The 17,870-nt window shown below is 40.0% G+C and carries 11 protein-coding genes; 4 read left to right on the forward strand and 7 right to left on the reverse strand.

The features are described 5' to 3' along the window. Positions 1 to 370 precede the first annotated feature (370 nt). From DXD68_RS08960 to DXD68_RS08975, 4 genes are all read right to left on the reverse strand, one after another. Positions 371 to 1,870, reverse strand: a complete 1,500-nt coding sequence (locus DXD68_RS08960) for a sulfatase-like hydrolase/transferase (protein WP_122361311.1) — start codon at positions 1,868 to 1,870, stop codon at positions 371 to 373. Positions 1,871 to 1,897: 27 nt separating this feature from the next. After that, entirely contained in the window at positions 1,898 to 3,607 is a 1,710-nt protein-coding gene (locus DXD68_RS08965; RefSeq protein WP_158585868.1) for a RagB/SusD family nutrient uptake outer membrane protein, read from the reverse strand. A gap of 12 nt (positions 3,608 to 3,619) precedes the next feature. Then, positions 3,620 to 6,994: a TonB-dependent receptor gene (locus DXD68_RS08970; protein ID WP_158585869.1), complete on the reverse strand. Its 3,375-nt coding sequence runs from the start codon at positions 6,992 to 6,994 to the stop codon at positions 3,620 to 3,622. Positions 6,995 to 7,206: 212 nt separating this feature from the next. Continuing rightward, positions 7,207 to 8,373, reverse strand: a complete 1,167-nt coding sequence (locus tag DXD68_RS08975; RefSeq protein WP_233577054.1) for a FecR family protein — start codon at positions 8,371 to 8,373, stop codon at positions 7,207 to 7,209. Between DXD68_RS08975 and DXD68_RS08980 the strand changes: the two genes are divergently transcribed. After that, on the forward strand, positions 8,347 to 8,946 hold the full coding sequence (locus DXD68_RS08980) for an RNA polymerase sigma-70 factor (protein WP_122361315.1): 600 nt from the start codon (positions 8,347 to 8,349) through the stop codon (positions 8,944 to 8,946). The two genes, DXD68_RS08975 and DXD68_RS08980, sit on opposite strands and share 27 nt — an antisense overlap. Before the next feature lie 6 nt (positions 8,947 to 8,952). Here the strand turns inward: DXD68_RS08980 and DXD68_RS08985 are convergent, their stop codons facing one another. Continuing rightward, on the reverse strand, positions 8,953 to 11,163 hold the full coding sequence (locus DXD68_RS08985) for a patatin-like phospholipase family protein (protein ID WP_122361316.1): 2,211 nt from the start codon (positions 11,161 to 11,163) through the stop codon (positions 8,953 to 8,955). A gap of 160 nt (positions 11,164 to 11,323) precedes the next feature. Here DXD68_RS08985 and DXD68_RS08990 point away from each other — a divergent pair, with 160 nt between their 5' ends. The 3 genes from DXD68_RS08990 (at position 11,324) to DXD68_RS09000 (ending at position 16,062) form a co-directional block, all read left to right on the forward strand. Beyond that, complete coding sequence (locus DXD68_RS08990; RefSeq protein ID WP_122361317.1) at positions 11,324 to 15,349, forward strand: glycoside hydrolase family 2 TIM barrel-domain containing protein; 4,026 nt, start codon at positions 11,324 to 11,326, stop codon at positions 15,347 to 15,349. A gap of 262 nt (positions 15,350 to 15,611) precedes the next feature. Further along, positions 15,612 to 15,833 (forward strand): DUF3791 domain-containing protein, encoded by a 222-nt coding sequence (locus DXD68_RS08995; protein WP_122361318.1) that lies wholly within the window; start codon positions 15,612 to 15,614, stop codon positions 15,831 to 15,833. Positions 15,834 to 15,843: 10 nt separating this feature from the next. Then, positions 15,844 to 16,062: a hypothetical protein gene (locus tag DXD68_RS09000; RefSeq protein ID WP_122361319.1), complete on the forward strand. Its 219-nt coding sequence runs from the start codon at positions 15,844 to 15,846 to the stop codon at positions 16,060 to 16,062. 19 nt (positions 16,063 to 16,081) lie between these two features. Here DXD68_RS09000 and DXD68_RS09005 read toward each other — a convergent pair whose 3' ends face one another. After that, entirely contained in the window at positions 16,082 to 16,486 is a 405-nt protein-coding gene (locus DXD68_RS09005) for a hypothetical protein (RefSeq protein ID WP_233577056.1), read from the reverse strand. 194 nt (positions 16,487 to 16,680) lie between these two features. Next, on the reverse strand, positions 16,681 to 17,859 hold the full coding sequence (locus DXD68_RS09010; protein WP_122361321.1) for a 6-bladed beta-propeller: 1,179 nt from the start codon (positions 17,857 to 17,859) through the stop codon (positions 16,681 to 16,683). Between the last annotated feature and the right edge of the window lie 11 nt (positions 17,860 to 17,870).

A 17,870-nucleotide genomic window follows, 5' to 3' on the forward strand; every position in this document is an offset into this window, starting at 1 on the left:
TGTAAAAAGTCTCCCCTGTATAATTCGGTCTATAGACTTCCATCCGGGTTAACAAACCAAGAAGTCGGATCAATATATTCTATTCCCAAAAGGACATCTCCTACTATCACCATTAATACTGGTAATAACAATAATCTCTGATTGACAACAAATATAGTCATCATTTATCAAATGTCACAATAAATATAGAGTCCGGTTACCTAATATTTATTCATGAAGACTCTCTACCACATATCATAGTGAAATACCGATCTTCCAAAGAAAACCCAGAAATCCGACATCGATTACTAATTTGTAAAGAACAAAAATATAATAAAACAAACCATATACATAATTAGGGTTTGTAATTCAACAAACCCTAATTAATAATCTATATCGAACTTTCGTTATTTGTCATAAACGCATTATAATAAGGTCTTACATCTAAAGGATCTTTTATTTCTTGTTGTAGTTCCTGAAAACGTTTAAAAAGTTTATCCATTATTTTATGATACTTTTTATTACCGGCAAGATCATTTATTTCATGTGGATCTTTCTGTATATCATATAAACGTACGATATTTGCTCTTGGATAAATAATCATTTTATATTTATCTGTACGTATCATCCTCTGACAACCGATATAACAACCAATAACAGCATCTCTAGTTTTCATCTTTTTACCTTGTGCCAAAGGAAGAAAAGACTGAAAGTCTACAGCATTAACCCCATCACTTCCTGCAATATCCAAAGAGGTTGCCATGATATCCTGCAAATACATCAAATCATCAACTATTACTCCTTCCTTAACCCCAGGACCAATAATAAACATTGGAACTCTTATACTGGCATCATACTGATTTTGTTTACCCATAAAACCATGATCGCCAACTGCTAAACCATGGTCTGCCGTAAAAAATATATATGTATTGTTTAGTTTGCCACTCTTTTCCAAGGCATCAAAAATTTTTCCAATTTGAATATCCAAATGCGTAATCAGAGAATAATATTCCTTACGGTTAACTTTTACAGCATATTCTGTACGAGGAAAAGGTGCCAACATTTCATCACGCAAATCTTTACCAGATCCTCCCTCTTCTGCATAAGGATAGACTGAAAGGAAATTTTCCGGAACAGATATTTTATCCAACGGATACATGTCCAAACATTCCTGGGGAGACTGCCGAGGATCATGTGGGGCATTAAATGCCAAATACATGAAAAAAGGATTGTCTTTTTGCTTCGCTTCTTCTATATACTCTAAAGCATCATCACATAAGACTTCACTCCAATGTTTACCTCCTTTCCAATACCCTCCATGAATTGTATCTGCCGCACTCCATGTATCAGGCTCTCCTTGTATAAATTTACGATTGTAACGTACTTTCGTCTGATTTGGCATACCCGGACGAATATGACTGACACGGTCAAAAACTTGCTCAGCCGGTATAGGTATGTGCCATTTACCCGTTATATAAGTATCATAGCCTTCCTCTTTCATGTATTGACTCCACAAAGGAGATGCTTTGGCAGGTTTTTGCAGCTTGTAAGGTTCTATACCATCTGGCCATTCATTTTTCCCACTTCCCGTAATATCGCCTGTCTCATCCAGAGATTTCCATAAATATTTACCAGTGTTCATCATGGCACGACTTGCAGCAGAAATAGCACAGTTAAAGCCTCCCTGATTGAACGTATGGGAAAAAAATGTTCCCCGACTTTTCATACGATCTAAATTAGGAGTTATTACTTCTCCATTTGAAGTAGACCCTAAACTCCTAATCGTCATATCGTCCGCAAAAATAAAAACTATATTTGGCTTATCTGTTTGCTGAGCCATCGATAAGCTACTCAAACCTAACTGAATGGCTACCAATAAATTCTTTTTCATAAATTATCTTCTATTGATTGATTTATTTTATTTCCAACCCGGATTTTGTTTCAAATTCGGATTAATAACTAATTCCTCTGTAGGAAGTGGAAAATAATAATGTTTTGATTCATCAAACGTGCGTCCATTTGGTAATATGTTCCAATAAGGAAGTATAAAACCTTCATCATCTATCTGAATATGTTTCCCTAATACGACTTTAGGATATTGTGAAGCAACATACTTCATTCCTCTAACTGGGTTTTCAAATAATTTTCCAGCTTTCCAACGCATCATATCGTCATATCTGAAGGATTCTAAAGCTAACTCAACTCTACGTTCTCGTCTGATTTCATCTATCAAAACAGGCAATAACGGAAAATCAGATAAAGGATCTTTTATTAAATTTGCCATTATCATGTCTGGCATACCTACGCGTTTCCGTAAAAGATTGATCGATTTATCCAAATCATTTTGAGTACATTCGCCTAATTCCGCTTTAGCTTCCGCATAAATTAATAAAGCTTCTGCATATCGGAAGATAGGAGCATCCAAAATACCTTGTTGATAACGCAAATATTCTTCCGGATCATCCACCCAAAACTTTATAATACGGTATCCTGTAGGTATATTACTCGTAGACATACCAGAACCAGGAATAGAAGGTAAAATACTTTCTCTTAATAAATCTTTACCAGGATAACACACGGTTTGACATAAACGTGGATCCCGATGAAGCATTTCTACCTGGATACTGTCATGACCTAAAAAATGTTCCTTACATAAAGAAATAGGTTTTCCACATTCACAAAGATACGAGTCAACCAAAGATTTACTGACACTCCATCCAAGAGCAGATTCTTCCCCTTCCAACAGGTTGCTTATTCTATTCCCCAAAAGCCCCAATTCATATTTTTTATAGTAGATCATTTCCGGGTTTCCAGCCAAATCCAAATCACAAAATAAATTTCTATAATCTTTATCCGGGTTACCTGTATTATAAATGGAGTAATTACCCTCATGCATCAAGGTTGAAACAGCATCAACGGCCTCTTTTAAAAAAGTAGTACCATCATCTATTCCATGATATTTACGAAATGTTCCTTCGTGTAAACAAATCCGAGCTTTTAAAATCAATGCTACATCTTTATTAATACGACCATCTACAGCTTCACTTTTAACTGGCAAATTAGATATTGCCCAATTTAAATTAGTTAAAACCGAATCCATAACTAGTAAGCGAGAATCCCGAGGAGCAAATAACTCTTCTGAATCTGTCGTTAAATCTTCGGACAACCAAGGAACATCACCATAACGCTTCACCTTATTAAAGTATTCCCAACATTTAAAAAAATGTACCTCTGCAGCATAAGAATCCTTTATTTTTTGTGCTATACCGGCTCGATTATAGCGTGATAAAAAATAATTACATTTACGAATGAATTCCCAGTTCCATTCATTATCTCCCGATTTTTCAGGAACTATATGTTCGCCAGCCGCAACTTTATCATAATTTTGCGGTACCATATTATCACTTTGATTATCTCCAGCAACTATCGGACTTTGATCATGCCCCACTCCATGCCCCTTAATGTATGTATATAAACCATTACAATAAAGCTCCATATCTCTCTCAGAATTCCAGAAATTATTATCTGTAACACTTGTCGTCGGGAAACGATCCATAAAATCATTGTTACACCTGGTAAACAATGCTATAAATGTACACCCAATAGCTAATATATATCTTGTTTTCATCTCCATTCTATTTTATAATGTTAATTGTAAACCAAACAACATTGAACGTTGCAAAGGATAATGTTGTCCAATAGTTCCTATGATCTCAGGATCAAAATCGCCACGCATATTGGTTATTTCAAAGACATTTTGTCCCGACACATACACCCGCAGTTTATTCAAGAACATTTTATTGACCCAGGACTGAGGAAGTGTGTAACCCAATGTAATGTTTTTTAATCGGGCATAGGCTCCACTTTGTAAATAGCGTGTTTGAGTTTTTATATTATAACCAGACTCGGCTTTCCACATAGGATAAAAAGCATCCGGCATATCTTCACGCCAAGCATTTTTATAAACTTCATACGTACTTACAGCTCCGAGACTATTAAGATGCCCCCAGTAATAATTACCATTCGGGAAAAAATCTCGCTTACCAACTCCTTGTAAGAAGAAATTGAAATCAATACCCTTCCAAGATAAATTTCCTGTAATTCCAAATTGATAACGAGGTGTATTATTCCCTATAATTTTTGTGTCTCCCGGATTTTCTACTGTTTTATCTCCCCAGTTTATTACATTATCTCCATTTAAATCAGCATAATGTACATCACCAGGTTTCCATTTATCACCATTTCCTAATTGACTTTGATTTGCAGAAGAAATAACTTCATCTTGTGTCTGAAAAATACCAACAGTTTCATATCCCCATATTTCACCTATTTTTTTCCCTACATAATAATCTTCATATAGTTTACTGGGATTATTATCAAATTTAGTTATTTCACTTTGATAATCAGACAAGATCAGACCTATATCATAACTTAGTCCATTTTTTAATTGATCACGCCAATTAAGAGATAATTCCCAACCTATAGTCTTCATATCAGCATTATTTCTGCGAGGAACACTTGTTCCTAATATTCCGGGTAGCTTCTCTCCAGCAGTAAGCATATCGATCGTACGACGATCGAACCAATCAAAGCTACCTGACAATTTTTCAAAAACAGTAACATCAAGACCAATATTAAATGTTTTGACTTTTTCCCATGTTAAATCAGAAGCGACCAAACCCGGTGCACTTACAGAAATTGGTAACAAGCCATTAATAATAAATGGGGTTTGCTGAGTCACACTAAATGTAGAAATATACGGATAATAACCTTTTATATTTTGATTTCCCAAATTACCGTAAGAACTACGAAGTTTTAAATCTGTCAGCCAACTCTGTGTTTGTTCCATAAAACTTTCTTGAGATATACGCCAAGCTGCCGAAAAAGAGGGGAAAAATCCAAAACGAGAATTATGAGGGAATTTAGATGTTCCATCATATCTACCATTTACTTCGAATAAATATTTATTCATAAAATCATATTTCAAACGGAAAAATGCACCACGAATAGCCCAACTATACTCATCATCTTTGGTTGTCACCTTTCCAGTACTCAATCCAATGGACGGTATCTCATTCGAAATAAGTTCCTCCTTTTTTGTATAATCCTCCCGATAAGTTTGCCATTCTTGGTTAAAACCACCTAAAACACTTATGTGATGTTTATCCTTTATATTCAGATTGTATTCTCCATAAATATTGGCTGCAAAATAATGTGCTCTTGAATTTTGAGCAACAATAGATGATGGAAATGTAGCACTAATTTGTTCAGTCCAAGAGTCTCGAATATAGCTAAATTCTTTTTGAATATTTTTCTGACGATTATTTGTACCGCGATAGCTAAAGTCTCCTTTAAGATTTAACCCTTTTAAAATATTCCATTCAAAATTTCCCACCAATAATGACACATCATTATTTTCAATATCTCTTGAACCAGAAGTAAGAAAATTATAGAAATGTTCAGTCGGGATACCTCCTCCGACCGGACAATCGTCCGGAGTAGTGATAGGGAATAAAATTTGAGGTTCTCCTCGTGCCATTTGTTGCCACCAATTCCCTTTCGTTGTATATACATGAGGTTGATCGTAAATTGTATGCGTATATGAAGCTTTAAATCCTACTCGAAAACTATTCGTAAGATCAGCAGAAATATTACTCAAAAAGTTATAACGTTTAAATACATCTGTCGCATCCTTAAGCATACCTTCTTGATTCATATAACCTGCAGATGCATAAAAACGAATTCCTTTACTTCCTCCATGTATATTTATAGTATGTTTATGAGTAGGTGCCCATTTTTGGAGCATTTGTTCATAATTGTTATTATTACCATTCCAAAAGATCTTGCCACTCTCCATAATATGATAAACCGGATTATTTATAGGATCATTATAATAATCTTTTACCCATTGTACTTGATCTTCTGAATATTTACTTTTGCCACTACTATTGAATGAGGCCTCATTGGCAGCGAGCATATAATCAGGGGCCGACAACATATCAGGAATATATGTGTATGTGTTCAATTGAATACTTCCAAAATATTCGATTGTCGGTTTTGTGTTAGTTTTACCTGTTTTAGTGGTAATCAATATAACCCCAAAGGCCCCACGTGCACCATAAATGGCAGCAGAAGAAGCATCTTTTAAAACAGATATACTTGCGACATCTTCCGGATTTACCATGTTCAGATTCATTTGCACACCGTCAACCAACACTAAAGGAGAACTGCCTTCACCACTAATAGAGGCCAAACCTCGTATATTCATTGTTGCTTGTTCATTAGGATTACCACTATTAAAAGTTACATTCAAGTTTGGAATAGTCCCTTGAAGCCCTTGCCCCAAATTTGTTATAGGCCTATTTTCTAACACCTTAGATGTAACTTGTGATACAGCACCTGTTAGGTTAACCTTCTTTTGTGTGCCATATCCAACTACAACGACTTCATCCAATGCTTGTGTATCTTCTGCCAATACAATCGATAATTCTTTGTTTTTACCAACTTTTATTTCCTTTGATACATAACCTATATAAGAAATTAAGAGAGTTGAATTCTCCGGAATATCTAATAGAAAGAGACCATCTATATCCGTAATTGTTCCAGTCGTTGTTCCTTTTAAAGTAATATTTGCCCCTATTACAGGCAGTCCTGAAGTATCAACGACTTTTCCTTTCAACGGAGATTTTTTTCCTTCATCAGTATCAGTCATTATCTTTTTTGATAAAATAATCTGCCGATCAACAATCTGATATTGCACATTCATCCCCTTAAACAATTCATCCAGAATATTCGTGATATTCCGCTTCTTCACATTTAGATTTACCAGTTTCTTCATGTCCAACGAATTATCGACAATCAGAAATGTAAACTCACTTTCTTCTTCTATTCGATCCAAAACCTGCTCTATTGTGGTATTTTTCAGAGACATAGATAAGGATGTCACTTGCGAATAGGAATTCTCTGCTTTAAGTTGCATAAGAGCTACAAGCAATAAAAATAAACCTATTTTCATTCTACGATATATTTTTAAGAAATAATGGGAATCCTTGTTCCAAAATAATTCCTGGAATTTCATAACTTTGTATTGTATTTTATTAATGATGTCTTTGGAGTCGTTTGTTCCAAAGATGTTATTTTTCTCAGACAAGGGTAAGTAGCCGCTTACTCTTGTTTTTTATTACGATCTAAGGCTTATCTCATAGGCAATTTATTTTAATTAAACAATCATTTTTTCTTTAACCACACATCGACGCGCTGCCGCACCAATGTTGAATCATTTTTCTGAACAGGTGTACTAACTGTCCATCTTATAGGAGCTGCAATTTCCAAATAACCGAAAATTTGCTGTATCGTTTCATCCGTAAAAGTTACCCGACACCGATAACCGTCAGATAACTTATAATCATCATGGAATACGATATCAACATTATAACGTCTGCTTAGCTGATGGAAAACATCCTCCAAAGAAGCATTTCTAAATACAATCTTACCGTCTTTCCAAGCTGTTTTTTCATAAATACTGATTGGATTTATAACCAAAGAATGAGTATTCTTATTAAAAACAGCTTGTTCACCGGACTTTAATTCCCGAAGGTTTTTTCCTGAGAAAAGAAAATCTATTTTTCCTTCTACCAAAACAGCCTCTATATCTTCATACTCATCATATGCATTAACATTAAACCGAGTACCATGGGCCATCACCTTTGCTCCTGAATTAGTTATAACATAAAAAGGATTTTCTTTATCTGATTTTACCTCAAAATATCCTTCCCCATTTAATTCAACTTCACGTATATGTCCGGTAAAACGGGATGGATAACGAAGAGTACTACCTGAATTTAACCAAACCTTTGACTGATCAGGTAATTCAAACCTTGACACTACTCCCGGAGCCGCTGATACTTCCATCCAGTCTATTTGATTCAATGCTTCTCGCTGTTTTTGATTTATATAAATCAATGTCAATGTAGAAATCAATAAAGGGACAACCAAAATAGCTGCAATTCTCACTAGCCAAAATGACCAATTCAAAGTTTCTTTATACCCTTTTGTTTTTTGCTTCATCCTCAAATATCCTTCTGAGGTATCATAGGACAGCAAATCTTTCATCTCATTTTCAACAGATACAATTTGCCTGACCAGATCCATTTCTAGCCGATTCTCTTCAGATACAGACAATAACTCCTGAATTCTAACTTCTTCATCAGGAGTTATCTTCTCGCTATATTGCTTGAAAAATAATATTTCTTTGTCACTTATATTCATTTGTATTTTTCGGGTAATTACATATAAGAGACGAACAGGAAAAAATATAGTGCCACCAAAAAGAGATTTTTTCAAATTATTTTTAATTACATTTGCAATATGGAGAACAATACCAAATACAACCACAATCCGGAAGATCATTTTTGGTATGCAGCAACCGGTGACGATAAAAAAGCTTTCAAACAACTATTCGAACTTTTTTATCCGCCTCTTTGTTCATATGCCCGACGATATATTGATGATAGGGCCATAAGAGAAGATATTGTTCAAGAAGTATTCGCTACCCTTTGGGAAGACAGAAAGAAATTGACAATCAGCACCTCCATACGTAGTTATCTGATTGTTTGTGTAAAAAATCTATGCACCAGTCATTTACGAAGAGAAGGCTATATGCAACAATATGTAGATTCACAAATAGGAAAAAAACTCCACTCGGAAACCGAATCGAATGATATTTATCTATTGACAGAACTACAGGAATTATTAGAGAAAGCATTGGCTAAGCTTCCGGACACTTATCGTACCGTTTTTGAAATGAACCGGTTAGAAGGAAAAAGTTTCGATGAAATAGCTGAAATTTTAAATATTTCAGTCCGCACTGCCAAACGATATAAAAGTCAGGCCACTGATGTCTTAAAACAGGAGTTAAAAGATTATTTACCTCTTTTATATCTTGTTTCTCCCTCTCTATTCAATTAACCATAATCAGAATGAGAATCCCAAATTCAGATAAAACTGAAGACTCGTATTCTGATTAGACATACCGAAAGTCGCACTCAACGGTCCTGCAATGCTATTATAAGCATATCCCAGGCTTCCTCCCCATACACTCTTACCTTTCAGCAGGTGGAAGAAATCATCATGATGAAGCGCATAGTTTCCAATCAGGGAAATATAGTTATTTCCCGCAATCCGCTGGCGGAAATGCAGACGGGTGACAACAACTGAATTATCGAATATTTCCATCCGGTTGATTCCTGCAAAGGACAACTGCTGAGGGACATAGCGTCCGTCTACCTCACCGCCTACCGCATTCAAGAACGGATACGCCAAATTTCCACCGATCAACACACGCCCATATAAAGAAGGAAGAACACTGAAATGGGAAGTTACAGGAATAACGGATGTAAAATTCAGTCCGACCGCCGAGAAAGGAGCATGTCCGTTATAATTGACAAAGTTATCCGTATATAAAGAATAATCAGCCTTCAGGGAGACACCTTTCGTCGGAAAATACCGCCGGTCGAACGTCTCCAGGTGGGCCATCGCAAAGTAACTGATAAAACCTTCAGGCTTCACCTCATACTGGTTGTTATCTCCGGTATACAGGAAAGAATTGTAATCATAATATTCATAACGCAAACCCAGCTTAAACTTGAAATTCAGCCAGTTCATATCCGAATAACCGAACTCGGCAAAATGATGGGTATAACTGGTATTAAAAGTTTTATGCCCTTTCTTGTAAATATCCAAATCCTGATAAGTAAACTGGTAAGCAAGGTTCAGGTTACGCAACGGATTCCTTTCGATTGCATAGTCCAGACGGGCAAAAGATGTTTTTCCTCCAACACGTCCGGTAAATCCCAGCTTGGAATGATTACGCGCCCGGTGATCGAATGTAGCATTCACCAATACACCGATAATCTCTTCCGAATCGAAACGTAAACCGAGATTCACAGAACTAACCGACTTCTTTTGCGCCGTCAGTACCAGGTCTTGCTGCTGCTCTCCCGTCAGCATGTAATTCACATTTGAATAAGCATTTGAACCGATCAACACAGACATCGCATGATGAAGTTCATGCAAGGTGATCCGACTATTCTCACGCAGACCGCTGATCTTCATCAACCACTTCTCATCCCTCGGATCCGTACCGGTAAAAGAAATCGTACGGATATAAAAACTATCGGTAGGCAATGCCGGATATGATTTCCGGAAATGTCCATGTTCTTCCGGACGATAATCGTCCGCAATTCCGATCTTCTTTTTCAACGCAATAATCTCGTCCCAATGTGCATACGCCTCCCGTTCCCCGCGTCTGATCAGGGTATCCAGCGCAACCGTACTGAAACTGGCGGCATTATAAGACGTCATATTCGGACGAAGCAACAGGTCCGTCTGTTCCTTGTTCTTCGCATACTTCTCGTATCCATGCAGGGCAATGATCTGTCCAATCACATCACCGGGCGTATTCAGAGCTTCCAGCTTCTTCAGATCGCTTGTTCCCAAATCCACACCGATAATGATATCAGCACCCATCTCCCGGGCGACATCTACCGGAAAGTTATCATTCAATCCGCCATCTATCAAAACCATACTATCCAGCCGGACAGGAGCAAACACTGCCGGTATCGCCATACTGGCACGCATCGCCACCGGCAGGCTACCTTTGCGAAAGACATAGTCCTTCCCGTCGACAGCATCTACCGCGACACAGGCAAAAGGTATGTTAAACTTCCGGAAATCTACGGAATCATGATAACCGATAGTCAGATTGGAAAACAGATTCATCAGGTTTTGCCCTTTGATCATTCCCTCGATGACACGGTCTTTCTTATTTCTCCCGAAAGGTAAAGACAGAATATATCGTTCTGCATTCTCTTTTTCGGGAAAAGTCAGGCTGCTACGCTTGATCCGATCGCTGAGCAGCATCGTCCAGTCCTGCTCCAATACCATCGTATCAATCTCGGCCGGTGTATAACCGATCGCGTATAATCCTCCGACAATAGCCCCCATACTGGTTCCCGCCACATAATCGACCGGAATGCCAGCTTCTTCCAACACCTTCAACACGCCTATATGAGCTACTCCTTTTGCTCCTCCGCCACCAAGCACAACCCCGACTTTCTTCCGTTGGGCTGTCAACGAAGGCAAAACAGCCAGCACCATCAGCAAAAAGTATAGTAACTTTTTCATCTCCACTCTATTTATGACAAATGTAGTCGGTTTCTGCCAAAGATGCAAACAATTTACTTTAAAGCCGGTAAGTACATAAAAATAGTAAACAAGTCGTTCTCCTCTCCGATAAATGTACTATTTTTGAGGCAGTTTTCTCACCATAGAAAAAACACTCAATATGCAAAAAATTACATTATGTCTGTTACTATGCTGCTTCACCTTACAAAGTCATGCCATAGTAGAACCATTGAAAGGCTATCAGTATGCCACAAAGCAAGCGCCCGAAGGGAATGAATGGGAATCGCCCGAAAACATCGCGCTGAACAAAGAACACCCCCATGCCTGGTTCTTCTCCTTCCAGGATCAGGAAAGTGCCCGGAAAGTCTTACCGGAAAACAGTGCTTACTGGCAATCGCTGAACGGAGACTGGAAATTCAACTGGGTACCGACTCCCGAAGACCGTCCGAAAGACTTCTATCAGACCAGCTTCGACGTATCGGGCTGGGACAACATCCCCGTACCGTCAAGCTGGAACATCGTCGGTCTTCAGAAAGACGGAACACAGAAGTACGGTACGCCGATCTACGTAAACCAGCCTGTTATCTTCCAGCATAAAGTGGCGGTCGACGACTGGCGTGGCGGCGTGATGCGTACACCGCCCGAAAACTGGACTACATTCAAACACCGCAACGAAGTCGGTTCCTACCGCCGCGAGTTCACCATCCCTACGGACTGGGAAGGAAAGGAAGTATTTATCAATTTCGACGGAGTCGATTCTTTTTTCTATCTCTGGATAAACGGGCAATACGTCGGTTTCTCAAAAAACTCGCGTAATACGGCCAGTTTCAATATCACTCCTTATCTAGTGAAAGGGAAAAACATCGTAGCCGCTGAAGTGTACCGCAGTTCGGACGGTTCTTTCCTCGAAGCACAGGATATGTTCCGCCTGCCGGGTATCTACCGTACCGTATCGTTGACTGCCGTTCCTCAACTGCACGTTCGCGATCTGGTTGCCACGCCTGACCTGGACGCAACTTATACAGACGGTTCACTGGCTATCCGGGCAGACATCCGTAACCTGGGTAAGAAGATGGCGAAAGGATACTCAATGGTCTATTCGCTGTATGCCAATAAACTCTATTCTGACGACAATACGAAAATAGAGAACGTAACAGCTACTGCCCCCATCGCCCAAATTCCTCCGGGCTTGGAAATGAATGCTGAAACAGTCCTGAAAATACAAAACCCGAATAAATGGTCTGCCGAACAACCGTACCGTTATACATTAGTAGGCGAGTTGAAAGATAAAAAAGGCCGCACGGTGGAAACAGTCTCTACCACCGTCGGTTTCCGCAAAGTGGAAATCAAAGATACGCCCGCTTCGGAAGACGAATTCGGACTGGCCGGACGCTACTATTATGTAAATGGTAAGACTGTCAAGCTGAAAGGCGTGAACCGTCATGAAAGTAATCCGGCTGTTGGCCATGCCATCACCCGCAAGATGATGGAAGACGAAGTGATGCTGATGAAACGTGCCAATATCAATCATGTCCGTAACTCCCATTATCCGGACGATCCGTACTGGTACTACCTGTGTAATAAATACGGACTTTATCTAGAAGATGAAGCGAATATCGAATCGCATGAATATTATTATGGTGCAGCCTCTTTGTCACATCCGAAAGAATGGCGGGATGCCCACGTAGCACGTGTTATGGAAATGGTACACGCCAATATCAATAACCCGTCCATCGTAATCTGGTCATTAGGAAACGAAGCCGGTCCCGGACCGAACTTTGTTGAAGCCTACAATGCATTGAAAAAAGCGGATTTGTCACGCCCTGTCCAGTACGAACGAAATAATGATATCGTGGATATGGGCTCCAACCAGTATCCGTCCATCTCCTGGGTGCGCGGTGCCGTGAAAGGAGATTATGACATCAAGTATCCGTTCCATATCTCTGAATATGCCCATTCGATGGGAAATGCCTGCGGAAACCTGATCGACTACTGGGATGCTATGGAATCGACCAACTTCTTCTGCGGCGGTGCTATCTGGGACTGGGTAGACCAGTCACTCTACAACTATACACCGGACCGCAAACGTTATCTGGCTTATGGCGGTGACTTCGGCGATACGCCTAACGACGGTCAGTTCGTTATGAACGGCATCGTATTCGGGGATCTGGAGCCGAAGCCTCAATATTATGAAGTAAAGAAAGTATACCAACATATCGGCGTATCGGAAGTCAATGCAGAAAAAGGGCTTTTTGAAATCTTCAACAAATACTATTTCAACGACTTATCCGGCTATGATGTCAAATGGTCGCTTTACGAAAACGGAAAAGAAATGGAAAGCGGTTCACTGAATCCAGGCAAGGTTGCTCCTCGTAACCGGGTACAGGTATCCGTTCCCTATACATACAGTCAATTGAAAGCAGACAAAGAATATTTCGTCAAAATACAATTCCTGTTAAACGACAACAAGCCCTGGGCTGACAAAGGTTATGTAATGGCGGAAGAACAGCTTCCTGTAAAGGCAGCAACGGACAAACCCGCAATCAACGAAGTAGCAAATGCTTCTGCCGGAGAACTGACTATTGAGAAACAAGCGGATCCTCGCTTCCAGACCATTAAAGGAGATCATTTTGTTGCCACATTTGACAATGAAACGGGAACAATCTACAGCCTGAATTATGGAAACGAAACAATCATCGCCGACGGTAACGGTCCGAAGCTGGATGCTTTCCGTGCTTTTACCAACAACGACAACTGGTTCTACGGAAGCTGGTTTGAAAACGGACTGCACAATCTGAAGCATAAGGCTACCGCCGCTAAGGTACTTAACAGGAAAGACGGAGCCATCGTATTATTCTACACCGTAGAGTCCCAGGCTCCTAACGCAGCCAAGATACTGGGAGGAACTTCCAGCGGCAAGAATAGCGTGGAAGAGCTGACCGACAAAGTATTCAGCGACGACAACTTCAAATTCACTACCGACCAGGTATGGACGATCTATCGCGACGGCTCCATAGAGCTGCAGGCAAGCATCACATCCAACAATCCGAGTCTGGTTCTGCCTCGCCTGGGTTATGTCATGAGAGTTCCTCAACGCTATGAGAACTACACGTATTACGGACGGGGACCTGTTGAAAACTACGCTGACCGTAAAGTCGGACAGTTCATCGAAATGTATCAGTCGACCGTAGCCGACCAGTTCGTCAACTTCCCGAAACCGCAGGATATGGGTAATCACGAAAACGTACGCTGGTGTGCGCTGACCGACAAAGCCGGTAAAGGAGCTGTATTTGTGGCAACCGACCGTCTTTCGACTTCGGCATTACAATATTCCGCACTCGATCTGACATTGGCCGGACATCCTTACCAGCTGCCGAAAGCCGGTGACACGTATCTGCATCTCGACCTGGCTGTTACAGGCTTGGGTGGCAACAGTTGCGGACAGGGTGGTCCGTTGGTGCACGACCGCGTATTTGCCGGACAAAACAACATCGGTTTCATCATCCGACCGGCAGCACAAGACCTTTCTGCCGTTGCACAGGTTTCAGCCGCAGGTGATATTCCTTTCTCTATTACCCGCAGTCGTACAGGATTGGTAGAATTGTCGTCTATCGACAAAGATGCCGTTATCTGTTACACCATCGGTAAAGACAAGAAAGCGAAAGAATATACGGAAGCCATCCCAATGCGCGAAGGCGGGACGATCACAGCCTGGTTCAAGAATAATCCGGAGATCAAGTCCACAAAGACATTCAACAAGATGGAAAGCATACAGACGGAAGTTATCTATGCCAGCAGCGAAGAGGTAGACGGCGGCGATGCCAAGAACCTGGTAGACGGCGATCCGAACACGATCTGGCACAGTATGTATTCCGTTACCGTTGCCAAATATCCGCATTGGGTAGACCTGGATGCAGGCGAAGAAAAAGCTATCAAAGGCTTTATCTACATGCCCCGTCAGGACAGCAACAACGGTAACATCAAGGAATATTCCATCCAGGTCAGCAACGACGGCAAGAATTGGGGCGAACCTGTTTGCAAAGGTCAGTTCGAAAGAAACAGAGACGAGAAACGAGTTCTTTTCGACAAGCCGGTGAAAGGCCGTTATATCCGTTTCACAGCCCTGAGCTCACAGAATGGGCAAGATTTCGCAGCAGGGGCGGAACTTACGATTCTAAGTGAATAAGAGAAGAAAACGACTACTTTCCCTTATATATAAATAACGAAAGCCCCGACGGAATTTCCGCCGGGGCTTTGTTTTACCTGCCGTCACCCTTCACAGGGGTCAGAACAGAATTTCCATCTGATTTAATGTTTAATTATAATTCGCTCAACAACAAATCAAGCTTGTTTCCATAGCTAATCATCAGCGATACAAGCTTGAATAAAGATTTGTTACTATTTGGAAAATCAGGAAAATCATGTTTCTTTGTAAAAAGGCTATATCAATGAGTAATATAAAAGGTAAAGTAGAATTTATAACGGCTATGATTGATGCATTCGCACAGCAGAATAGCCTGAATAAGCAGCAAGCTTACCGTTATATCCGCCGTTTTCGTGGAATTGATTTCCTGGTGCAACACTATGAGGCTATTCATACGCTCGATTTTAAAGAGGCTCTTTCTTATCTGACACTTTATTGCCAACGCCAAGGAGGGGCTATCGCATGATACTTTATCTATGACAGATTTTGATTATATAGTTGAATCGGTTACGGCGGACTTAGTTGTTTTACTGATGGAACGCTTGGGGATGGATTTGCAAACCGCTTTGGATACGGTTTATACATCTGATACCTTCGTAAAATTATCCGACCCGACTACTGAGTTATATTATCAAAGCCCATATTATATTTATTCTTATCTCGAAACCGAAATAAAAACAGGGGCAATGGGATAAAAGTTAAATCTTCATCATCTCACTCAATAATCAGGTCAAACCATATGTATTCTTTCATATCGAACACGTTATACCATTCCTTCGGTGGCAATTTTGCATTGCGGACATCACAATAGCTGCCGCCCTGCCTTAACTCACCGTCAACCATAGTCTCATATAAAGCACCACTCGTATATCCGATAAGAGATATTGTATCCTTAGAGAAATACGGGACAGCAGAATATGTTTCCAGCAAGATACTATGTAAAACATCCTCCACTTCCACTCTTTCCTCTATTATTTTTTCCCCTTCAATAGTAAAACGCACTTCGTGTGCATGAAGCGGTTCGGCTTCAATACGAATCGACAACACCGTATCCCTGATTACAGAGGGTTCCTCATTTAATATTTTATAGGAAACAACCCCATCCCTGTAGTGTGCCATCCGAATCTTATATACCAACCCTTGTAATTCACCGGACAATTTTATTTTTTGAATACTTGCCGGAGATTCTGTCTCTTCATAATGAAGTTGAACAGGATACAATCGTTTATTTCCACAACTAATTATTAGCAAGAGTAAACAGGTTGATAAAAGAGTTATACAAAGTTTCCCCATAACCGCTTCCTATTAATTATTCAATTTACCAATTGAGCAACTACCAATACTTGATTGTCATCTTCCATCAGATCCGGCAAGAGCCCTTTCAGAGAGCCTTTGGTTTCAGCAGGTTTTACTTTCTCCAAAAGGATAGCGGCAGAGGCAACGGCAATCATCTTATTTTTCGAAATAAAACGAGGGGAAATGGTACAGCCGCCTTCCATATCATCTGTAAAACCGTCCCATTGAGCTTTCGGGGAACGGACACGGCAAAGAGCTCCCTTTTCTTTGTCATACCAGGCAAAACGACGTTCATTTTCCTGGGCATACTCGATACCCATTCCATGATTTGTCTCCAGGATATTGAAGAAGTTGAATTTCTTATCGGCAGCTTTATTGGGAAGGTTGGTTCCCGTATTCGTTTTCTTGTCAACAACGATCACGGCATCATCTTCATCCGACAATTTTTCATATTGGGAAAGATCCAGTTTATATTCCGGTATCCTTTTTTTACCCTCCAAACGAAAGATCGTCGTCTCTAAAGGATTCTTATAATAAGTTTTTCCCTGATGGTCATAAAGAATACCGTAAGTAAAGATAATCCCCGGATAACGAACACCCTGTTCCGGTCTGAAATGGAAGCTGTACAATTCCTTTCCTTTGGTGTTATATACGAACAGTTCTTTACCCCTTTTATCCCTCGTATACAAGTATTCATTGGTTACTCCGAACAGGTTACCGGCTTTATCCCTGTAAGTAGTCATCGATCCCCGTTGTGTATCGATGTCATACAAGTATTTGCCGTCAAAAGAATAAACCAGTACCTTTCCTTTTCTGAAATCAGACATAAATATCTGTTGTGCATCTTCATCATAAACGACAGCCATCACGGACTGCGTATATTCTCCCGGACCTTCTCCTGCCTTTCCTATCTTACGGACGAATTTACCTTCCGAGGTAAACTGGAACAGATTAACATAATCGCAGACAAACAGATAGTCACCGGCAAAAGTCACATCCATAATATCTTTACCCAACAATGACTCCGCAGTCGTTTCCAATGGGATGTATTTCACACCGGAGGCCACCTCACTCAATTTTATCTCTTTCTGCTTATTCACTCCATCCGCAAAAGCAATATTCTTTTGTGCCATAAGCGGCATATAGAATGCCAATACGAGCAACCAAACACCTGTGATCCTGATACTTTTTCCCATATTTGTACTGA

It is taken from the genome of Parabacteroides sp. TM07-1AC (assembly GCF_003480915.1).
In the GTDB taxonomy this organism is placed as follows: Bacteria; Bacteroidota; Bacteroidia; order Bacteroidales; family Tannerellaceae; genus Parabacteroides; species Parabacteroides chongii.

What these genes read in the sequence shown, in the direction of transcription:
- DXD68_RS08980 (WP_122361315.1), top strand. Translation starts at nt 8,347, where the DNA reads ATGGAGAACAATACCAAATACAACCACAATCCGGAAGATCATTTTTGG.
- DXD68_RS08995 (WP_122361318.1), top strand. Translation starts at nt 15,612, where the DNA reads ATGAGTAATATAAAAGGTAAAGTAGAATTTATAACGGCTATGATTGAT.
- DXD68_RS09000 (WP_122361319.1), top strand. Translation starts at nt 15,844, where the DNA reads ATGACAGATTTTGATTATATAGTTGAATCGGTTACGGCGGACTTAGTT.
- DXD68_RS08970 (WP_158585869.1), bottom strand. Translation starts at nt 6,994, where the DNA reads ATGAAAATAGGTTTATTTTTATTGCTTGTAGCTCTTATGCAACTTAAA.
- DXD68_RS09010 (WP_122361321.1), bottom strand. Translation starts at nt 17,859, where the DNA reads ATGGGAAAAAGTATCAGGATCACAGGTGTTTGGTTGCTCGTATTGGCA.
- DXD68_RS08960 (WP_122361311.1), bottom strand. Translation starts at nt 1,870, where the DNA reads ATGAAAAAGAATTTATTGGTAGCCATTCAGTTAGGTTTGAGTAGCTTA.
- DXD68_RS09005 (WP_233577056.1), bottom strand. Translation starts at nt 16,486, where the DNA reads ATGGCACACTACAGGGATGGGGTTGTTTCCTATAAAATATTAAATGAG.
- DXD68_RS08985 (WP_122361316.1), bottom strand. Translation starts at nt 11,163, where the DNA reads ATGAAAAAGTTACTATACTTTTTGCTGATGGTGCTGGCTGTTTTGCCT.
- DXD68_RS08965 (WP_158585868.1), bottom strand. Translation starts at nt 3,607, where the DNA reads ATGAAAACAAGATATATATTAGCTATTGGGTGTACATTTATAGCATTG.
- DXD68_RS08990 (WP_122361317.1), top strand. Translation starts at nt 11,324, where the DNA reads ATGCAAAAAATTACATTATGTCTGTTACTATGCTGCTTCACCTTACAA.